The sequence below is a fragment of the Hyphomicrobium zavarzinii ATCC 27496 genome, assembly GCF_000383415.1.
GTDB lineage: Bacteria > Pseudomonadota > Alphaproteobacteria > Rhizobiales > Hyphomicrobiaceae > Hyphomicrobium_C > Hyphomicrobium_C zavarzinii.
The window spans coordinates 19,759-36,488 of sequence record NZ_KB911260.1 but is presented as its reverse complement, the minus strand read 5'-3'; the positions used below and the strand labels follow the sequence as shown (position 1 = coordinate 36,488).

The following is a 16,730-nucleotide window of genomic DNA, read 5'->3' as shown; positions in this document are numbered from 1 at the left end:
TCGACTTGTATCACCCCCAAAAATCAGGAGGCCACCATGAGACTCCGCTCGTCACTTCCATCCCTTTGGAGCCAGGACTCGAGCCCGCTCCAATCCTTAAAACGGGACATCGACGATCTCTTCTCGGGTTGGGTCGGCGACCTTTCGTCCGCCGAGATGCCCTGGACCCGCACTGAGTTCCTTCCGCGCGTGAATGTCAGCGAGACCGAGAAGGACATCTCGGTGACAGCCGAGCTCCCGGGCGTCGAAGAGAAAAACATCGATGTGACGGTCTCGGGCGACCAACTCATCATCAAAGGCGAGAAGAAATCCGAGATCGACGAGAAGAAGGAGGAGAAGGGCCGCACCTTCCGTCGCGTCGAACGCTCCTTCGGATCGTTCCAGCGCTGCATGGCGCTGCCGTTCGAGATCGATCCCGACAAGGTGCAGGCGAGCTTCAAGAACGGCGTCCTCACCCTCACCGTTCCCAAGCCTACGGAAGTTCAGAAAAAGGCACGGAAGATCGAGGTGAAAGGGGAGAGACCGCCGATCGAGAGCAAGAAAGCCGCGTAACGGTCCTGGGGCCGGGCACCAGCAGAACCCCGGCCCCGCACACTCCAAGGAGGCGCCAAATGACCATTCCCGCCTCGATCGCCCACACGGTGCAGCAGACTCAAGTCTGGCTCAAAGAATTGCGCGACAACGCAGGGCTGGATGATGAGGAAGAAGCCCTCGGCGTGCTGCGCGCCGTGATGCACCAGCTTCGCGATCGCCTAACTCCCGAAGAAGCCGTCGAGCTCGGCGCTCAGCTTCCGATGCTCCTCCGCGGCATCTACTACGAGGCGTGGCAGCCCTCGCGCACGCCTGAGCGCATCCGCTCGAAAGAAGTCTTCCTCGACGAGATTACCATAAAGCTTCTACCGCGGCGGCGCGACGTCGAGCGTGCCGTGCAGGATGTCTTCGCCCTCCTCGCGCACCATTGCGATGCGGGCGAGATTTCGCAGGTGATCGATCAGCTCCCCCAAGACGTCAAGAGGCTATGGCCGGAAACCGCGAGAACATACCGGCAGCGCCTCTGATGACATGAGCAAAGCCATGGCAAAGCGTACCACGCGACCAGCGGAGACCAGCGAAAGCCGCGAGCACTTCGTCTCCGGGCAGATCGAGGCGCGCGGCGTGCGCGATGCCCTCGTGCTCGCCGCCATGCGCAAGGTGCCTCGCGAGCAGTTCGTTCCCGAGCACTTGAAGCAGGAAGCCTATGCCGATAGCCCGCTCCCCATCGGAGGGGAGCAGACCATCTCCCAGCCTTACATCGTCGCCTTCATGGTCGAGGCTCTCGGGCTCGAGGGCGGAGAGAAGATTCTGGAGATCGGCGCCGGCTCCGGCTATGCGGCGGCCGTTCTGGCGGAGATCGCCGGCGAGGTCTTCACCGTCGAGCGCATCGGCCAGCTCGCCGAGAAAGCGGCGAGCAATCTCGAGAGCGCAGGTTATACGAATGTCCACGTTCGCCATGCCGATGGGACCGAGGGCTGGGCGGACCACGCTCCCTTCGATGCGATCCTCGTTTCGGCAGGCGCACCGGATATTCCAAAATCCCTGCTGCATCAGCTAAAGATCGGCGCCTGCATGGTCATTCCGGTCGGACGCGATCCGCGCGCTCAGGAACTCGTCCGCGTCACACGCCTGGACGACGACGAGTACCAGCGCGAGGACATCGCCGACGTCCGCTTCGTGCCCCTCATTGGCAAGGAGGGATGGGAAAGCAAGGACAGCGAGTGGGAAACGCGCGCCCCGCGCGTGATCCAAACCCGCCCCGCCGTCAGCATCTCGACGCCTGGCATCATCGCCAAACATGCCGAGAGCTTCACAGACCCCGATAAGGCCAATCTCGATCCGCTGCTCCGGCGCATCGGAAACGCAAGGATCGTATTGATCGGCGAGTCGACGCACGGTACCTCCGAGTTCTATCGGATGCGGGCCAGAATTACCCAGCGCCTCATCGAGCAGAAGGGCTTCGACATCGTCGCTCTGGAGGCCGATTGGCCCGATGGCGCCCGGATCGACAACTACGTTCGCCACCGTCATCTGGAACGCGCCGACTGGACTGCGTTCGCACGCTTCCCAACCTGGATGTGGCGGAACGAGGAGACGCGGGCGTTTGTGGACTGGCTGCACGGCCACAACGAGCCGCTTGCCCCGCAAAGCCGCGCAAGCGTTTACGGCCTGGATCTCTACAGTCTTTACGGCTCCATTCGGTCCGTCGTTCACTATCTCGATAAGATCGACCCCAAACTCGCCACCGTCGCCCGCGAGCGTTACGGCTGCCTCAGCCCCTGGGAGGCCGATCCGGCTGCTTATGGCCACGCCGTGCTGTCTGAAGGCTTCAGGGCTTGCGAACGCGACGTGGCGCATATGCTGACCACGCTGTTCGAGAACCAGCAGAGCTATGTTCTGAAGGATGGCGACCGCTTTTTCGATGCCGCGCAGAATGCCCGCCTCGTCGCCAACGCCGAGCGCTACTACCGGACCATGTACTACGGATCGCGCGCCTCCTGGAACCTGCGCGACAGCCACATGTTCGAGACCCTGCGGAACCTTCTCGACCACCGCGGTCCGGAGTCGAAGGCCGTCGTCTGGGCGCACAACTCGCACATCGGAGACGCCTTGGCGACCGAGATGGCCCAGCGCGGCGAGCACAACATCGGACAACTCTGCCGCCAGCATCTGCCGGGCGAGACCTACCACATCGGTTTCGGCACCAACGACGGAACCGTCGCCGCGGCGTCCTCGTGGGAGGCCCCGATGCAGATCATGCAGGTGCGGGCCGCCCATCCCCAGAGCTACGAACGTCTGTTCCATCTGACGAACGCCCCGGGCCTGTTTGTGCCCCTTTCCGGCGGCGCCCGCGCGGAGTTGCGTGATCGTCTCACGGCGCCGCGGCTGGAGCGCGCCATCGGCGTCGTCTATCGCCCGGAAAGCGAGCTCGCGAGCCACTATTTCGAGGCCGTGCTGCCGCGGCAGTTCGACGAGTTCATCTGGATAGACAGGACGAGCGCGATCACGCCGTTCGACACCGCCGTTTTGCAGGGCCTTCCCGACACCTATCCGTTCGGCGTCTAGCGGCGCGCGACGGCACGGCGCGCCGCCTCACCCGATGTCGAATTCGGCCACAAGCGGCGCGTGAAACGAGCCGACCTCCTGCCGCAACTTTCCGAAGCTGACGATCTCGTCGCCCAGCGCCTCGTTGTGGATCTCGATGCCCTTGAGCCGCGCCAGCAGCGCGTGGCTCGCCAGGATATGGTCGAGCATAAGCGCGCGGCCGTGATGCAGCGTGCTGAATCGCCGGTCGCCCGCAAGAGCCCGGTCGAGAACCACGAGCGCGCGCTGCGCCAGAAGCCCGTTCCCCGTGTCCTCCTCCGCGCCGATCAGGATCTTGAGCGGCGTTTCGTGATCTTCGGCATTGAAGTCTCCCGCCACGGCGATGAGGCGCGTCGGATCGGCATCCATCAGGCTATCGACCAGAAGCCGCGCCTCGAGCGCCTGGGCCGTGCGCTTCCAAGCGGCCAGGGCATATCCTTCCGCCCACCCCGACACCGTTTTCCAGACGAACGCGCTTTCCTTCTGGCCTGCGACGGGGGCCGCGAGGGGCGCGCGAAAATGCACGTTGATGACCGAGAGAACCTCGTGGGGCGCTATCTCGATCTCAGTGAGAAGAATGGGCCGTTCGAACGCGACGTCATGGGGCTGGGGATCAGGCGGTATGGCCGTCAGAGCGCGATGATGCAACGGCGGCACGAGATCGTTGCGGATCGACCGGCTCTCTTTGATCGGCCAGCGCGAGAGCGTCACCAGATTGTGCACATCGGCCGCCCCTGCGCGGCCAGGCGCAGTCGTCATCGCGCGGGCGTAAGTCTGGTACGGCGTGCCCTCGAGCAGGGCATCGAGCGCCAGCAGCATCCGCGGACCCTGGCCGGATCCGTGCTGAGATCCATGCTGGCCGTTGATCTCCTGCAGGCAGACAATGTCGGCACGCATGCGCTCAAGTTGCGGCCGCAGGATCGGAATGCGGTCGCTCAAAGGAATGCGCGCATCCGGCCCCATGTCCAGACTGTCGACGTTGAACGTGGCAATGCGCATCCTGCATTCCCTCCTGCGGCGGATCGATCTTAGCGCGGCCTCGGTTCGGTGAGGAGCCCGCGAGGAGCGCGACCGGGCGCCGCCCCTGGAAAGCGCGCGCAATCGGCCCGGCCTCACACACCAATAGCCGCGTAGCGCCCACTACGTTGATTGCGATCAAAATCGAGAGATAGCCCACTGCGCGCAGGATCGAACACCGCCAGCGATCCCTCCACCGACGGGGAAGCGCGAGCTCTCACCCGCAGCCGGGAGCCCCCGAGCGAGCAACTTTGTCACGCGCGAGCAGAATCTATACCCGGACGGTAGACAAAGAGGCCGGACTGGGTAGACTGTTTCATGTCAGAGTAGTCGATAGCCAGCCCAGGCCGGATTTCTCCCGGTATCGCCAGCCAAAATAGTTCGACGTCTGCGCGATTGAATTGGGGCTGGGGACTCATGACACGATCCACGACACCGCGTGCCTATCGGCACGTCTTCGCCACTTTGGCGCTCGCCACGCTGCCGGCAGCAGCCTCCGCACAGGAAGCGGCCAAGCCCGCTCAGCCCGCCGAGCTTCCGCCAATCGAGGTCACAGCCAAAACGGCAAAACAGAAAGCCCCCGCAAAGAAGGTCCAGGCCAAGGCTGCGCCCAAGGCCGCCGCGCAACCGCAGGCCGCTGCAGCAGCAGCCGCACCCGAGGCCCGTCCGGCCGGAGTGACGAACGGTGCGTCTCCCGTGAAGGACTACGTCGCGACGGACTCGTCCGTCGGCACCAAGACCGACACGCCCTTGAGAGAAACGCCGCAATCCATCTCCGTCGTCGGCAAAGAGCAAATTCGCGATCAGGGTGCCCAGACCCTGCAGGAAGCGACGCGCTACGTTCCGGGTGTCTTCGCCGATCCGTACGGGTTCGACAGCCGCGGCGATTCCTCCATCATCCGCGGCATAGCGGGCTCCTATTTCGTCGACGGCCTGCGCACGACTTATGGCTACAGCCAGACGACGGTTCCAATCGAGCCATACGCGATGGAACGCTTCGAGGTGCTCCGCGGCCCGGCCTCCATGCTCTACGGACAGGCACCGACCGGCGGCATCGTCAACGCCGCATCCAAGCTTCCGAGCGAGATCCCCTATCGCGAGATCGGTGTCGAGTACGGCTCCTTCGATTTCAAGCAAGTGAAGCTCGACATGACCGGGCCGCTCACCAACGACGGTAAATGGCTCTACCGCATCGTGGGCCTCGCGCGCGACGCAGATACCCAGGTGGACTTCGTCGAGAATGACCGCCTCATGCTCGCGCCCTCCCTCACCTATCGCCCGACCAACGACACGAGCATCACGGTCCTCGGCAACTTCCGCGACGATCAAAGCGGCTCGACCCAGCAGTTCATGCCGGCCGAGGGAACGCTCTATCCCAACACCGTAACTGGACAGCGGCTAAGGCGCGGTACGTTCACGGGCGAGCCGACCGATCACTACGACACCGAAGCACAATCGGCATCGGTCTTCGTCGATCACAAGTTCAGCGACGACCTGAAGCTTCATCATGCGTCCCGCTACGCGCACACGGAGAACGACTACGACTCCACCTACGCGGCCATTCTGACGCCGGCACGCATGGGCGTGATAAGCGGAGCATTGAGCTTGTTCGGCGTGCCGGCCGGCACGCTTGTAGGAGACAACGCGCCGTTCCTGAACGCCACACACACCGATGTCGCCCGCGCCCGCACGGCCACATACCAGGACACCGACGTCTTCAACTCCGACACCAATCTCACCGCGACCTTCGCCACGGGATGGGTGGGTCATAAGGTGACCGGCGGCTTCGACTACATGCGTTACGAGACGGACCAATCCAATGCCGGCACGCTCGTCGACAACCTGCTGACCGAAGCCTCGACCAACCCCATTTTGCCGCCACCTTGGTTCGGACTGCAGCCGAGGTTCAACCTGTACAATCCCCAATACGGGAAATCGACCTATCTCATCTCGTTCAGTGACGGCCTCGTCTCGCCCGACGCGCTTCCGTTCACGAACCGCCCGACTGAAACGCAGACCCAGACCGGACTCTATATCCAGGATCAGCTCAAGATGGGCCCCTGGAGCGCAGTGCTCGGCCTGCGACAGGACTGGCTCAAGATCGAGGAGGATGGCGCGGCGGACGAGAACGACAAGGCAACCACAGGCCGCGCGGCCCTCATGTACAATTTCGATTTCGGCCTGACGCCCTACGTGAGCTACTCGACCTCATTCTCCCCGCTGCCTGGACAACCCGTTGGCACCAATATTCTGGCGCCGTTCGCAACGTGGAAGCCCGCGCGCGCGATCGAAGGCGAGCAGGTCGAAATCGGCTTCAAGTATCAGCCGAACGGCGCGCCATTCGCGATCAATGCCGCCGCATATGAGCTGACCGAGAAAAACCAGATCGTGCAGCCTGACGTTCTTTTCGCTGCCGTGCAGGGCGCCGACGTCAAGGTGCGCGGCTTCGAGATCGAGGCCGTCGGCAAAGTCACGAAGGAGCTCAAGGTCATCGGTTCGTATTCCTACACCGACGCCACCTTCGAGAAGTATCCTGAGCTTTATCCGTTTGCCTCCGGCATTCCGGAGTTCATGGAGGGTAAGCGGGTCGACGGCATTCCCCAGCATCTTGCTTCGTTGTGGGCGATCTACAGCGTGCTGGATGGCCCTCTGAGGGGCTTATCGTTCGGAGGCGGCGTGCGTTACGTGGGCGGAAGCGAAAGCCACGGCCGCGATATCGTCACTCAGCAGGAAATTCTCATCGAGACGCCCTCGTTCACGTTGTTCGACGCCATGGTCGCCTACGAAACGCCGGACTGGCGATGGCAGCTGACGGCGCAGAACTTGGAGGACGAGTACACCGTGACCTCCTGCGCCGCCTACCGCGGAGACTGCTTCATCGGTCAAGCGCGCACCATCATCACGGGCTTCACCTACAAATTCTGATCCCGACACAGAGAGGAAAGCCCGGCATTGACGGTCGGCTCGATTGAATTCTCAATTCTCCTATCGATCGCCGGTGGCCTGCTTCTGGCCGCCGGCGTCGTCATGTTGCGAAAGCGCTGGCTGGAGCGAGGCAAGGCCGGCAGGGCGTTCCTCATCGGCGGCTGGATCGCGATTGCAGGCTCTCTGCTGGCTTTCGCGGAAGCCTGGGGCGCGGAGCTCGGCACCACATACGCGTTGGGCATACTCTCGCTCGCATCCTACGCCGTCATCGCCGCTACCTTCGAGAGGCGGACGAACAAGGCCCGCACCCGCGAAGGAACCGTCGATCCCGAGGAGCGGCCGACCAACTGGCGGCGCGGGATAGGCAAGGCGCTTCTCGCCATCGTCCTCGCGGGCATCGCATCCATCGGCGTCGGAGTTGTCGCCGCGATCCATCTGCCGCTCCCGCCGCAGGACCGCGCCGTCCTCGGCGGCCTGCTCGTCCCCGCGCTCTGGGGCGCAGGCATGGCGTGGACCTTGTGCGACCCCCGCCTTACACGCGCAACCATCATCCTTGTCGCGATCTCCGCCCTCGGATACGGCGTGGCGTTCCTACCAAAGGCTTTCTCATGACCGCGCCGCAGGCGACCAGCATTCCGGCGAAGCCCAAGAAGCGACCGCTTCTTCCGCCGCAGTTCGTGCGCGCCATGCTGGCCGGACACTCTGCCCTCGGCATCGCCTTTGCGGCCCTCATCTACATTGTCTGCCTCACGGGCACGCTCGCCGTTTTCTTGCACGAGTTGCATCGCTGGGAGCAGCCCGACGCGCCCGTGGTGAACTCGCCGCTCTCATCCGAGGCCGTCTCGGCACTCGTCCGAGCGGGCTACGAGAAAGCGCTCGCAGCCGGAGCCGCCCACGACCTCTTCGTCATGGGTCCCGGCCCGGCGCAGAGCCGGGTGCTGGTCAACTTTCACGACGACGCGACCGGCACCGAAGGCAACTGGATCGGCGACGCGGCCGGAAATCTCGCCGTTGCTCATCACGCGCCTTGGTCGGAGTTCGTCGGAGCGCTCCATATCCATCTTCACCTGCCGCGCACCTGGGGCCTGTTCCTGGTCGGCCTCACCGGCGTAACGCTGCTCTCCTCCCTGATCTCCGGGCTTCTTTCCCATCCGCGCCTATTCAAAGATGCGTTCGCGCTGAGGTGGGGCGGCTCCCGCCGTCTCGAGCAGGCAGACTTGCACAACCGCCTCGGTGTCTGGGGGCTTCCGTTCCACGTCGTCGTCTCCACCACCGGAGCACTGCTTGGCCTCTCCACGTTGATCGTCGGCGTGCTGGCGCTTGCCGCCTATGACGGAGACACCGAGAAAGCCTTCGCAACGATCCTCGGTCCCCGCGCGACCGAGAACGAGACCGCCGCTCCCGTTCCTGACGTCGCAGCCATGATGCGCCACGTTCAAGCCGGGCAGCCGGGCGCCATGTTTGTAAGTGTCAACATGCAGGACATCGCCAAGGCAGGGCAGGTCGTCCATCTCGGCATGCGCACCCCCGGTCATCTCGCCATGGCCAATAGCTACTACTTCGATGGCACGGGAAAGCCGCTCGGCGACGGCGGGCTCGAGACCGGCACCGTCGGCCAGCAGATCCTGGGCGCACTTCAGCCGCTGCACTTCGGATGGTTCGGCGGCCTCGTCGTCAAAATCGCGTACGGACTTCTCGGCTTCGCACTCACCGTCGTCACTCATAGCGGCATCGCCATCTGGCTCGCGCGCCGCCGTGAGCAGGGCCGCCCCTTGCCGCTTTGGGAGAAGATCTGGAGCGCTGTCACCTGGGGGCAGCCGCTCGCCATCGCCGCCGCAGCGCTCACGATCTTCGTTATCGGAGAGGCTTACGCAGTTCCCATCTACGCCGCCGTAACGGCACTGGCGATTTCCTCAGCGCCCCTCGCGCCCGACGCGGTGCGCCTGACGCACCTTTTGCGCGTCCTCGCCGGCCTGACCATTCTTGCGGCAGTCGGCTTACACGCCCTCACGTGGTATGGCCGCGCAACGGATCCCGTCCATTATTGGGTTAGCGCGGCGCTCGCGATCGCGGGTCTCTGCGTCCTTGCATCCGCAGTTCGGCGAAGCGCTCCCCACCTCTCCCGGGCATAGCTCAGAGCGGCATCACGGACTGACGAGTGTCTGCCCCGCGAAGAGCTTTTGAAAGCCCTTGAGGATCGCGCTATCGCTCTCGTCAGCGCTGGCGATATCGGTGATGAACCCTTCCAGGGCCAACAGCTCTCCCGTGCTCGAGAACACGCCCTTCCCCTGCTCCCAAACCCATTTGACGTTCCCCGTCCGGTTGATGATCCGGTAGATCATCTGGAATTTCCGCCGCATGGCCACCTGCTGACGGACATGCTCCCACACAACGGCGCGGTCCTCCGGATGGATGATCTCGACGTAGGAAAAGTTCGGGTCCCCCACGATTTCGTAGGGCTCGTAGCCGGTGACATCCAGACACCCGTCGCTCGCGAACTCGAAGCTCCAGTTGCGGTCGTTCTTGCAGCGGTAGACCATCCCCGGAATGTTGCTCAGCAACATGCTGAGCGAGCGCCGGTTCGCGCGCAGGCTCGCTTCCGTGCGCTTCATCTGACTTACGTCAGTAAGCGTTCCGATGACGCTTGTCTTCTCCCCCTTGAGCGAAGACATGGATTTCGCGCGCAACTGCACCCAGTATGAGGTGCCGTTCTTTGCGATCATGCGGGTTTCGATATGGCAACTGTTGCGCTTTCCGCGGGTGAGCGCCTTGACGTGAGCCTCGACGAGCAGCCTGTCCTCGGGATGCACGAAGGAGACGAACGGCTTGTTCAGGCTCTCTTGAACAGTGTGATCCAGCAAGGCCGCCCAGGAGGGGTTCAGAAAAATCAGGTCCCGATCGGCATTGATCTGGAAGACGATCTGCTCGATGCGGTCGATCAGCAGATGATAGTCGTACTCCCCGATGGGATCGCTGGCAGCCGTGCGCTGAGACGACAGCACGGAGAACTGCAGCAGGTTGAGCCCGGAGTTCCCCTCCTCGTGCAACGGAGAAAGCGACATGTGCACCCTGAGAATGGTGCCATCGGCGCAAAGCATCCTGAGCGCGACCGTATCGTTGCTGAGATCGTTTCGCACCGCCGCCGCGATGAACTTCGCGAGCGTGTTGTGATCGCTCGGATGAACCAGGTTGGAGATCGGCATCCCGACGATCTGGTCACTCATGCCGTGCATGCCGAGCTCGGCCAGAAAGTTCTTGTTGGCGACGACGACCGTCGACTGGGCATCGAGAATGGCCGCTGGCGTCGACAGCTTGCGCGAGACGTCGCTCGCCCACTCGATGGTATCGAGATTGCTTTCCTTGACCCGCGAGGGCCGCCGCGCAGCGACGAACGGATAAAGAGAGATCATCAACACGCCGGTCACCACCACCACCATGGTGACGGTAAGAGCAGCTAGATGGATCTTGAGCGGAGCGCTACCATCCCACCACATACCGAAAACGATCAGGAAGACGATGCTCAGCACCGCCATGCAGAAAACCTCGAGGCTCATGACGACGGCCCATGAGGTTCTGCGCAGTCTCGCGGATAAATTTTCGAGCGTTTCGCCATCACGCTTCCGGCGGGCGTGCGCCGAGCTGCGAAAGCTCGGGCAACACACGATCTATGTGAGAATCCTGACCCTGCTGCTCTGCATCGCTTTGACATCGATCCTGATCCAGGCCGGATCGCTATTTCTGATCGATTATATTCCCGTCAGCCACTCCGTCACCAACAAGATTCACGAGCAGCAACTGCACTGGAAGGGTCAGCTCGAGCTAGCGAGAGCGAGCTCCGCGCGCGACGCCGAAACCATTCTCAACCACTTGAGCGAAAAGCCGCTCGACGCCCGTGATCGAGAGGTTGTCTGGCTCATCAGGCGGGATCGCCCCAACCTGAGCACGGAGGTCGGAAACATCACCGCGGCCGAGGAGCGCCTTCGCCGCGCGCGCGAGGAGGATGCGCCGATCGCGACACGCCTGCTGCTGGCGGACGAAGTCCTTGCGTCCTACGCATCGCTGGGTGTCGCGTTGCAGCGCGACGTCGAAACCAAGCAATCGGTTATCGCGACGCTGCAGTTGATGGGCCTGCTGTTCGTCATTTTGTGCGTTGCACGAATTGCACTGGGAACGCGGCGCGTGCTCGTTGACCGCATCGACCGGCTGATCGAATTCATCCCGGAAAAATTCGTTTACGATACCGCCCGCCCCGAAGCAGATGAGTTGCTGCGCCTCGAGCAGAGGGTGTCGGGCATGACGGCGCGCATGGAAGGCTACGTTGCAGAGGCGACGTGGGCCAACAAGACCAGCGAGCATTTGCGGCGCATGATCGGCGCGCAGGAATTTCTCGCCAGGTTCGTCGAGCTGATTAACGATCAGCCGCTGATCGATGCCACGCTCCGCAAGATGCTCTATTCGCTGGAACGTTCTCTGGACGTCAACAATGCGGCCATTCTCTACACCGAGGACGAGGCCAGCGCACCTACCGGCCGAGCCGTCTACTCGCACCACGAGCCTTGCCCCCTGAGCGACGCCATCGTCAGCGAGCTTCGCGTGGCGAAAGTCTCGACCTTCATGCAGAAATACGCGGAAAACGAGGAGGTGCGGTGCATGGCGGTGGCCTTTGCAGAGCCGTCCGGCGAGCGCGGTGCGCTCCTGGTGGAGATGGAAAAAGGCCGCTTTCTCGACGAAACCGAAATCCGCGTGCTGGAAATCACGGCGGGGCTTCTCTCCATGACCGCGAAATTCCAGAACCACGACCAGGAAGGCCGGCGCATCGCCGTTCTCGAGGAACGGGCAGCCATTGCGCGCGAGCTGCACGACTCCCTCGCCCAATCCCTCTCCTTCATGAAAATCCAGCTCGCGCGGCTGCAATCGAGCAGCGCCAATACGAGCAATGGCAACAACAGCCCCGTTGTGATCAAGGAGCTGCGAAGAGGACTGGATAATGCTTACCGCGAGCTGCGCGAGCTGCTAGCCACCTTCCGCGTGCACATGGACGTGCGCGGGCTGGGCTATGCTGTGCAATCGGCAATCGACGAATTCTCGCAGCGTTCGACACTTTCCATCACGCTCGACAACCGTCTTGTGAATTGCCGGCTGACCGTCAACGAAGAATTTCATATCCTGCATGTCGTGCGCGAGGCCTTGTCCAACATCGTCCATCACGCCGGTGCCAACAACGCATTCATCGGGCTCTCCATGCAGGGGAATGGTTCCGTATTGGTTACAATAGACGACGACGGAGTGGGATATAGCCCGCCGACCGATGGCCAGGGGCATCACGGACAGGCCATCATGAAGGAGCGCGCCTACAGCCTCGGCGGACACATCGAGGTGATGACCAGACGGCAGGGCGGCACGCGGGTGAGGCTGACATTCACGCCGAGTTTGGCGCAGTAGGTAGAATGACTATTGAAGGCAATTGCGAATGATCAAAGTCATGCTCATCGACGATCATGCCCTGTTCCGCAAGGGAGTGGGGCAGATCATTTCGGACAACGAAAACTTTGAGATCGTCGGAGAAGCCGCATCCGGCCAGGAAGGCCTGGACTGCGCCCAAAAACTCCAGCCCGACATGGTTCTTATCGATCTCAACATGAAGGGCATGGACGGGCTGGAAACGCTCCGCCGCTTCAAGGCTACCGATCTCGACGCGCGCTACATCGTGCTCACCGTGTCCGATGCCGAGGAAGACCTGCTGGAAGCCCTTCGCGCCGGCGCCGATGGTTACCTGCTGAAGGACATGGAGCCGGAGGACCTCTGCACGAACCTGCTCAAGGCCTCAACCGGCACAACCGTATTGCAGGATCGGCTGACGGAGGTGCTGAAGAACGCGCTTCTGGAGCCCGCTACAAAGAAGAACACAAGCGACAGCGGCCTCACCGACCGCGAGCATGAGATTCTCCAGTGCCTGGCTGACGGGCTGAACAACAAGACGATCGCGCGCAATCTCGGGATCAGCAGCACGACAGTGAAGGTTCACATCAAGAACCTGCTGCGCAAATTGAACCTGACGAGCCGCCTGGAAGCGGCGGTCTGGAAACACCAGAGCAAGCCGCGCTGCGAGCTTTCCGGCTGCTGTCCGTTCGGACCGGACCGGGAGGACTGGAATTTCAACAACCCGCCCGGCGCCCCCGGCAAGCCGAACGCGCCCTCGCAACAGTCGGCGCCGCAAAGCGCCGTGCCCTCCAAAGGAGACGGAATAGCGCGCCGTTAGATCGCCATTCGAAGGCTATTGCCGCCGCGCGCGCTACTCTCCCTCCAGAAACAAAAAAAGCCATGCTTACCGCATGGCTTTTTTCGTACTGTGCGCCGCTCTGAGGGAAAGGTGGCGCACGTCCACGATCATTTAATTCTGATCGCGAAGATCTTGCGGATGCGCTCTTCGGTCTTCCAGATTCCGGTAAACCCGGCCGCGATGTGCAAGCTGTCTCCAGCCGAGAACGTCTTCTGCTCGCCGCTGCCGTCCTCGGTCAGCGTGACCTTGCCCTCGAACAGATGGATGAGCTCATCCGCCTTGTAGGTAACGTGATAGCTGCCCGGAGTCGCCTCCCAGAAGCCGGTCAGAAATTTCCCGTCATCCGTCTTGTTCTCGATCCAGGTCTTCATGGTCGGAGAGCCTTCGACAGGCTTCCACCCTTCCAGATCGGCGGTGATAGGAGTGGACTTAGGAGCTTTGTAGGTGCCGAAAGATGAAATCGATGACATTGCCTATATCCTGTTATTGCGAGCGCATAACTGCTGTTGTTACCCGCTCATGCCTTTCCAGCCGACGTAGCGAATTCCTGAGGAGGCCGTGGCCGTGGGGAGAGCGGCGCGCCCTCCCCACTGCGATCCTGGCATCCTCTGAGAGACGCTTCAACGCTTAGAGCCTCCATTCCAGATCGGGATTCTCGTTCGGATTGTACGCGGTGCCCCACGCCCTCTGCTCGCGCTTGAAGGGCTTCTGGTGCTGCGGATCCTCGTCCTCGATCTCACGTGCGAGACGATGCCCGTCGAACGTCGCATCCGCGATGATCCGGGGTGCCTCCGCGTCGCCGATGACGAACACGTCCGAGATGCCGTTCTTCTCCCACTCGCCCTTCCGCGCTTTCAGCTCGCGATAAAGGGTGTCCTCGGACCGGCGGGCCGTCACAAGAATGACGGTGTCGCACTCGTGCCAGGAATGGCTGCTGTTCTCAGTGCGAGGCAGCTGGCCCGATCCCTTGAACTCGCGCTTGTGGCCGTCGCCCCAGATGTTGAAGAGCTCGACTCTGCCCTTCTCGACCCGCGAGCACGCCATTTCCCCCAGCACGGTGATGCCGAGCCCATGGATGAGGCGCTGCATATTCGCCCCTTCCAGCGTGTACTCCATGTAGGCGCCAAGTCCGCACACGGTGGCCACGGTCACCTCGTGACCCGCACGCGCGAACTTCTCGGCGAGGCTCGGTGCCATGTAGTACGGGTCGTAGTTGATGATCATGACCCGCTTGCCGATCGGCTTCTTGCCCTCGAACACCTGCTCGGGGGTGAGAACGTGGGGCAGGCTGGCATCCGCGCCGGGGATCGGCTCGTGCGTGCGGTGGTTCACGCCCGTGGTGCTCCACTTCGAGCCCGTGGCGATGATCACGCGCGAAGCGCCATACGTCAGGATCTCGTCGGCCGTGATCGGCTTCCGCCCCAGCACCAACTGGCACTTCTTGTTCTTCTTGACGAGCTTGGTGAGCTGCGTTTCGCGATAGTCGCGGTGGAAGCTCCACTCGGCGAGGCCGGGAAGCGTCGCGACCTCGTTCACGTAGCCACCGATCTTCTCGCGGCTGTCGACGAGGTGGACCGTGTAGCCGCGCTCCATGAGAACACGCGCGCACTCCGAGCCGGCCGGCCCCGCGCCCACGATCAGCACGTCCTTGTCTGACTTGGCAGGTTCGAACTTCTCAGGATGCCAGCCGCGCCGGTACTCCTCGCCTGCGGTGGCGTTCTGTGTGCAAATGAACGGAACGCCGCCCATCTCCCACCGCGAGATGCACACGTTGCAGCCGATGCAGGTGCGGATGTCGTCGATCCGGCCCTCGTCGATCTTCCTCGGAAGCCACGGATCGGCGATCGAAGGACGCGCCGCGCCGATGATGTCCACGATGCCGCCCGTCACCACCTGCAGCATCTTTTCGGGATCATAGTAGCGGCCCACGCCGACCACCGGCTTGCTGGTCGCCTGCTTGATGTAGCGGATCCAATCGTTCTCGTGCCCGATCTGGTAGAAGCGCGAAGGGCCCGCATCCTCGCCCCACTCCGTGATGTCGCCGATGTTGACATCCCAGAGATCGAGATAGGGCGATGCCAGCTCGATGAATTTCAGACCGTCCTCGCCGATCTCGACGCCCTTGTTGCCGTAGAGAGTATCGACGGCGCAGCGCGTGACCAGCGCCACGTCGTCGTTCACGGCCTTGCGGATCTTCTCGAGGGTCTCGATCCAGAACCGGGCCCGGTTCTGGAAGCTGCCGCCGTACTCGTCCGTGCGGCGGTTGTAATACGGATTGAGCCACTGCATCGGCCCGTAGGCGTGCGCACCGTACACGTTGACGAGATCGAAGCCCGTATCGCGCGCCCGCAGGGCCGCGTCGACGTACTGCTGCTGAAGCCGCAGCAGCTCATCCTTGTCCGCCTCGTGATTGTAGGTGAAGCCCGGGCAGCCCGGCACGGTCGCAAAGTCGGAATTGTACTGGCTGGGTCCGCGCGAGATGGTGCGCGTCTCGAGGCCCGGCGCATGAGGGCCGCCGTAGAACAGCTCGCATCCCGCGAGCGAACCGTGGCTATGGACGTGATCGACCATCGCCCGCAGGTTGCGCATGTCTCCCTGGTCCCAGATACGGGCGGTAATTCTCAGGGTGTCGTCGCATTCCGGATGGATCGAGCATTGCTCGGTGTTGACGGCGCCCCAGCCGCCCTCGGCCTTGATTCCGCGGTGGGCCATGTTCATGCCAGGATGATTGGTACCGGCACCGTTGCAGTGGGGAACCTGATAGAAACGGTTGCGGATTGTTTTCGACCCTATTTTCAACGGGGTGAAAAGAATATCGAACCGCGGGTTTCTCGCCATGTGCTGCGTCCTCCGAAAAGACGGTTGTGAAACGACTTGTTTTTGAGGATTTGAAATCCTATTCCCAAATCGTAACGCCGCCGAAGGAAGCGTCCATCACCACAAGCGGTTACTACCTTCGAGGTACATTTCGCGCACGCGAAAGACCAGCCGCAGGGTTCGGAGTTTTTTTATTGGAGAGAAGGAGCGAAGCTTCGCAAGCGCGAGCTGTGCACCACAGCATCTATCGCCGCTTACTTGATAAAAGTCAAGGCTACTACCATGGTAGTACCTCTTCGGCGCAATTCATTCCGGAATTGCATTCGGATAGCGTTTCGTGGGCGATTTTCCATTTTCATGCCCGGACAGGGGCTGGAAATGGGGCGCTCCCAAAAGCAGACCGAAACGAAACACATCCCGGCCAAAGCACCGCTCTGTGTAGAGCCATCGCATCGGCTTGTTATTGGAATAGCGCGAACCCAGGGTGAAATAAATGCGGCGTATCGGAGCAGCGCCGCGACTAATGGGTTTTCCCGCAGTGATTTAAGTCAACAATCAAAAAGCAAAGTCTGGC

General features: G+C 62.3%; 12 protein-coding genes. 8 read left to right on the top strand and 4 right to left on the bottom strand.

The features are described 5' to 3' along the window. Window positions 1-36: 36 nt before the first annotated feature. From F812_RS0116640 to F812_RS0116630, 3 genes are read left to right on the top strand one after another with little or no spacing between them, the layout of a single operon-like run. Entirely contained in the window at window positions 37-552 is a 516-nt protein-coding gene (locus tag F812_RS0116640; RefSeq protein ID WP_020087122.1) for an Hsp20/alpha crystallin family protein, read from the top strand. 59 nt (window positions 553-611) lie between these two features. Then, window positions 612-1,058 (top strand): DUF2267 domain-containing protein, encoded by a 447-nt coding sequence (locus F812_RS0116635; RefSeq protein WP_020087121.1) that lies wholly within the window; start codon window positions 612-614, stop codon window positions 1,056-1,058. A 16-nt stretch (window positions 1,059-1,074) separates the two neighbouring features. After that, window positions 1,075-3,099, top strand: a complete 2,025-nt coding sequence (locus F812_RS0116630; RefSeq protein WP_245257699.1) for a protein-L-isoaspartate(D-aspartate) O-methyltransferase — start codon at window positions 1,075-1,077, stop codon at window positions 3,097-3,099. Window positions 3,100-3,126: 27 nt separating this feature from the next. Here F812_RS0116630 and F812_RS0116625 read toward each other — a convergent pair whose 3' ends face one another. Next, window positions 3,127-4,116 carry an endonuclease/exonuclease/phosphatase family protein gene (locus F812_RS0116625; protein WP_020087119.1) on the bottom strand — a complete coding sequence of 330 codons (990 nt, stop codon included), beginning with the start codon at window positions 4,114-4,116 and terminating at the stop codon, window positions 3,127-3,129. A gap of 435 nt (window positions 4,117-4,551) precedes the next feature. On the opposite strand from F812_RS0116625, the gene F812_RS0116620 reads away from it, so the two are divergent. From F812_RS0116620 to F812_RS0116610, 3 genes are read left to right on the top strand one after another with little or no spacing between them, the layout of a single operon-like run. Next, window positions 4,552-7,059: a TonB-dependent siderophore receptor gene (locus F812_RS0116620; RefSeq protein ID WP_020087118.1), complete on the top strand. Its 2,508-nt coding sequence runs from the start codon at window positions 4,552-4,554 to the stop codon at window positions 7,057-7,059. A gap of 27 nt (window positions 7,060-7,086) precedes the next feature. Further along, window positions 7,087-7,671 carry a hypothetical protein gene (locus F812_RS0116615; RefSeq protein ID WP_020087117.1) on the top strand — a complete coding sequence of 195 codons (585 nt, stop codon included), beginning with the start codon at window positions 7,087-7,089 and terminating at the stop codon, window positions 7,669-7,671. After that, entirely contained in the window at window positions 7,668-9,191 is a 1,524-nt protein-coding gene (locus tag F812_RS0116610; protein ID WP_020087116.1) for a PepSY-associated TM helix domain-containing protein, read from the top strand. Before F812_RS0116615 ends, F812_RS0116610 begins: the two co-directional genes overlap by 4 nt. Window positions 9,192-9,203: 12 nt before the next feature. Here F812_RS0116610 and F812_RS0116605 read toward each other — a convergent pair whose 3' ends face one another. After that, on the bottom strand, window positions 9,204-10,613 hold the full coding sequence (locus tag F812_RS0116605; RefSeq protein WP_020087115.1) for a PAS domain-containing protein: 1,410 nt from the start codon (window positions 10,611-10,613) through the stop codon (window positions 9,204-9,206). Here F812_RS0116605 and F812_RS0116600 point away from each other — a divergent pair. Next, window positions 10,612-12,501, top strand: coding sequence for a histidine kinase (locus F812_RS0116600; protein WP_020087114.1), 1,890 nt, complete (start codon window positions 10,612-10,614; stop codon window positions 12,499-12,501). The genes F812_RS0116605 and F812_RS0116600 overlap by 2 nt on opposite strands. Before the next feature lie 28 nt (window positions 12,502-12,529). Next, a complete protein-coding gene (gene narL, locus F812_RS24335; RefSeq protein ID WP_020087113.1) occupies window positions 12,530-13,318 on the top strand; it encodes a two-component system response regulator NarL in 789 nt (262 codons plus the stop codon). 128 nt (window positions 13,319-13,446) lie between these two features. Here narL and F812_RS0116590 read toward each other — a convergent pair whose 3' ends face one another. Both F812_RS0116590 and F812_RS0116585 read right to left on the bottom strand, forming a co-directional pair. Next, a complete protein-coding gene (locus tag F812_RS0116590; protein WP_020087112.1) occupies window positions 13,447-13,809 on the bottom strand; it encodes a cupin domain-containing protein in 363 nt (120 codons plus the stop codon). A gap of 157 nt (window positions 13,810-13,966) precedes the next feature. After that, the gene (locus F812_RS0116585; RefSeq protein WP_020087111.1) at window positions 13,967-16,177 is read right to left on the bottom strand and encodes an oxidoreductase; all 2,211 of its coding nucleotides are present in this window, start codon (window positions 16,175-16,177) and stop codon (window positions 13,967-13,969) included. Window positions 16,178-16,730 lie beyond the last annotated feature (553 nt).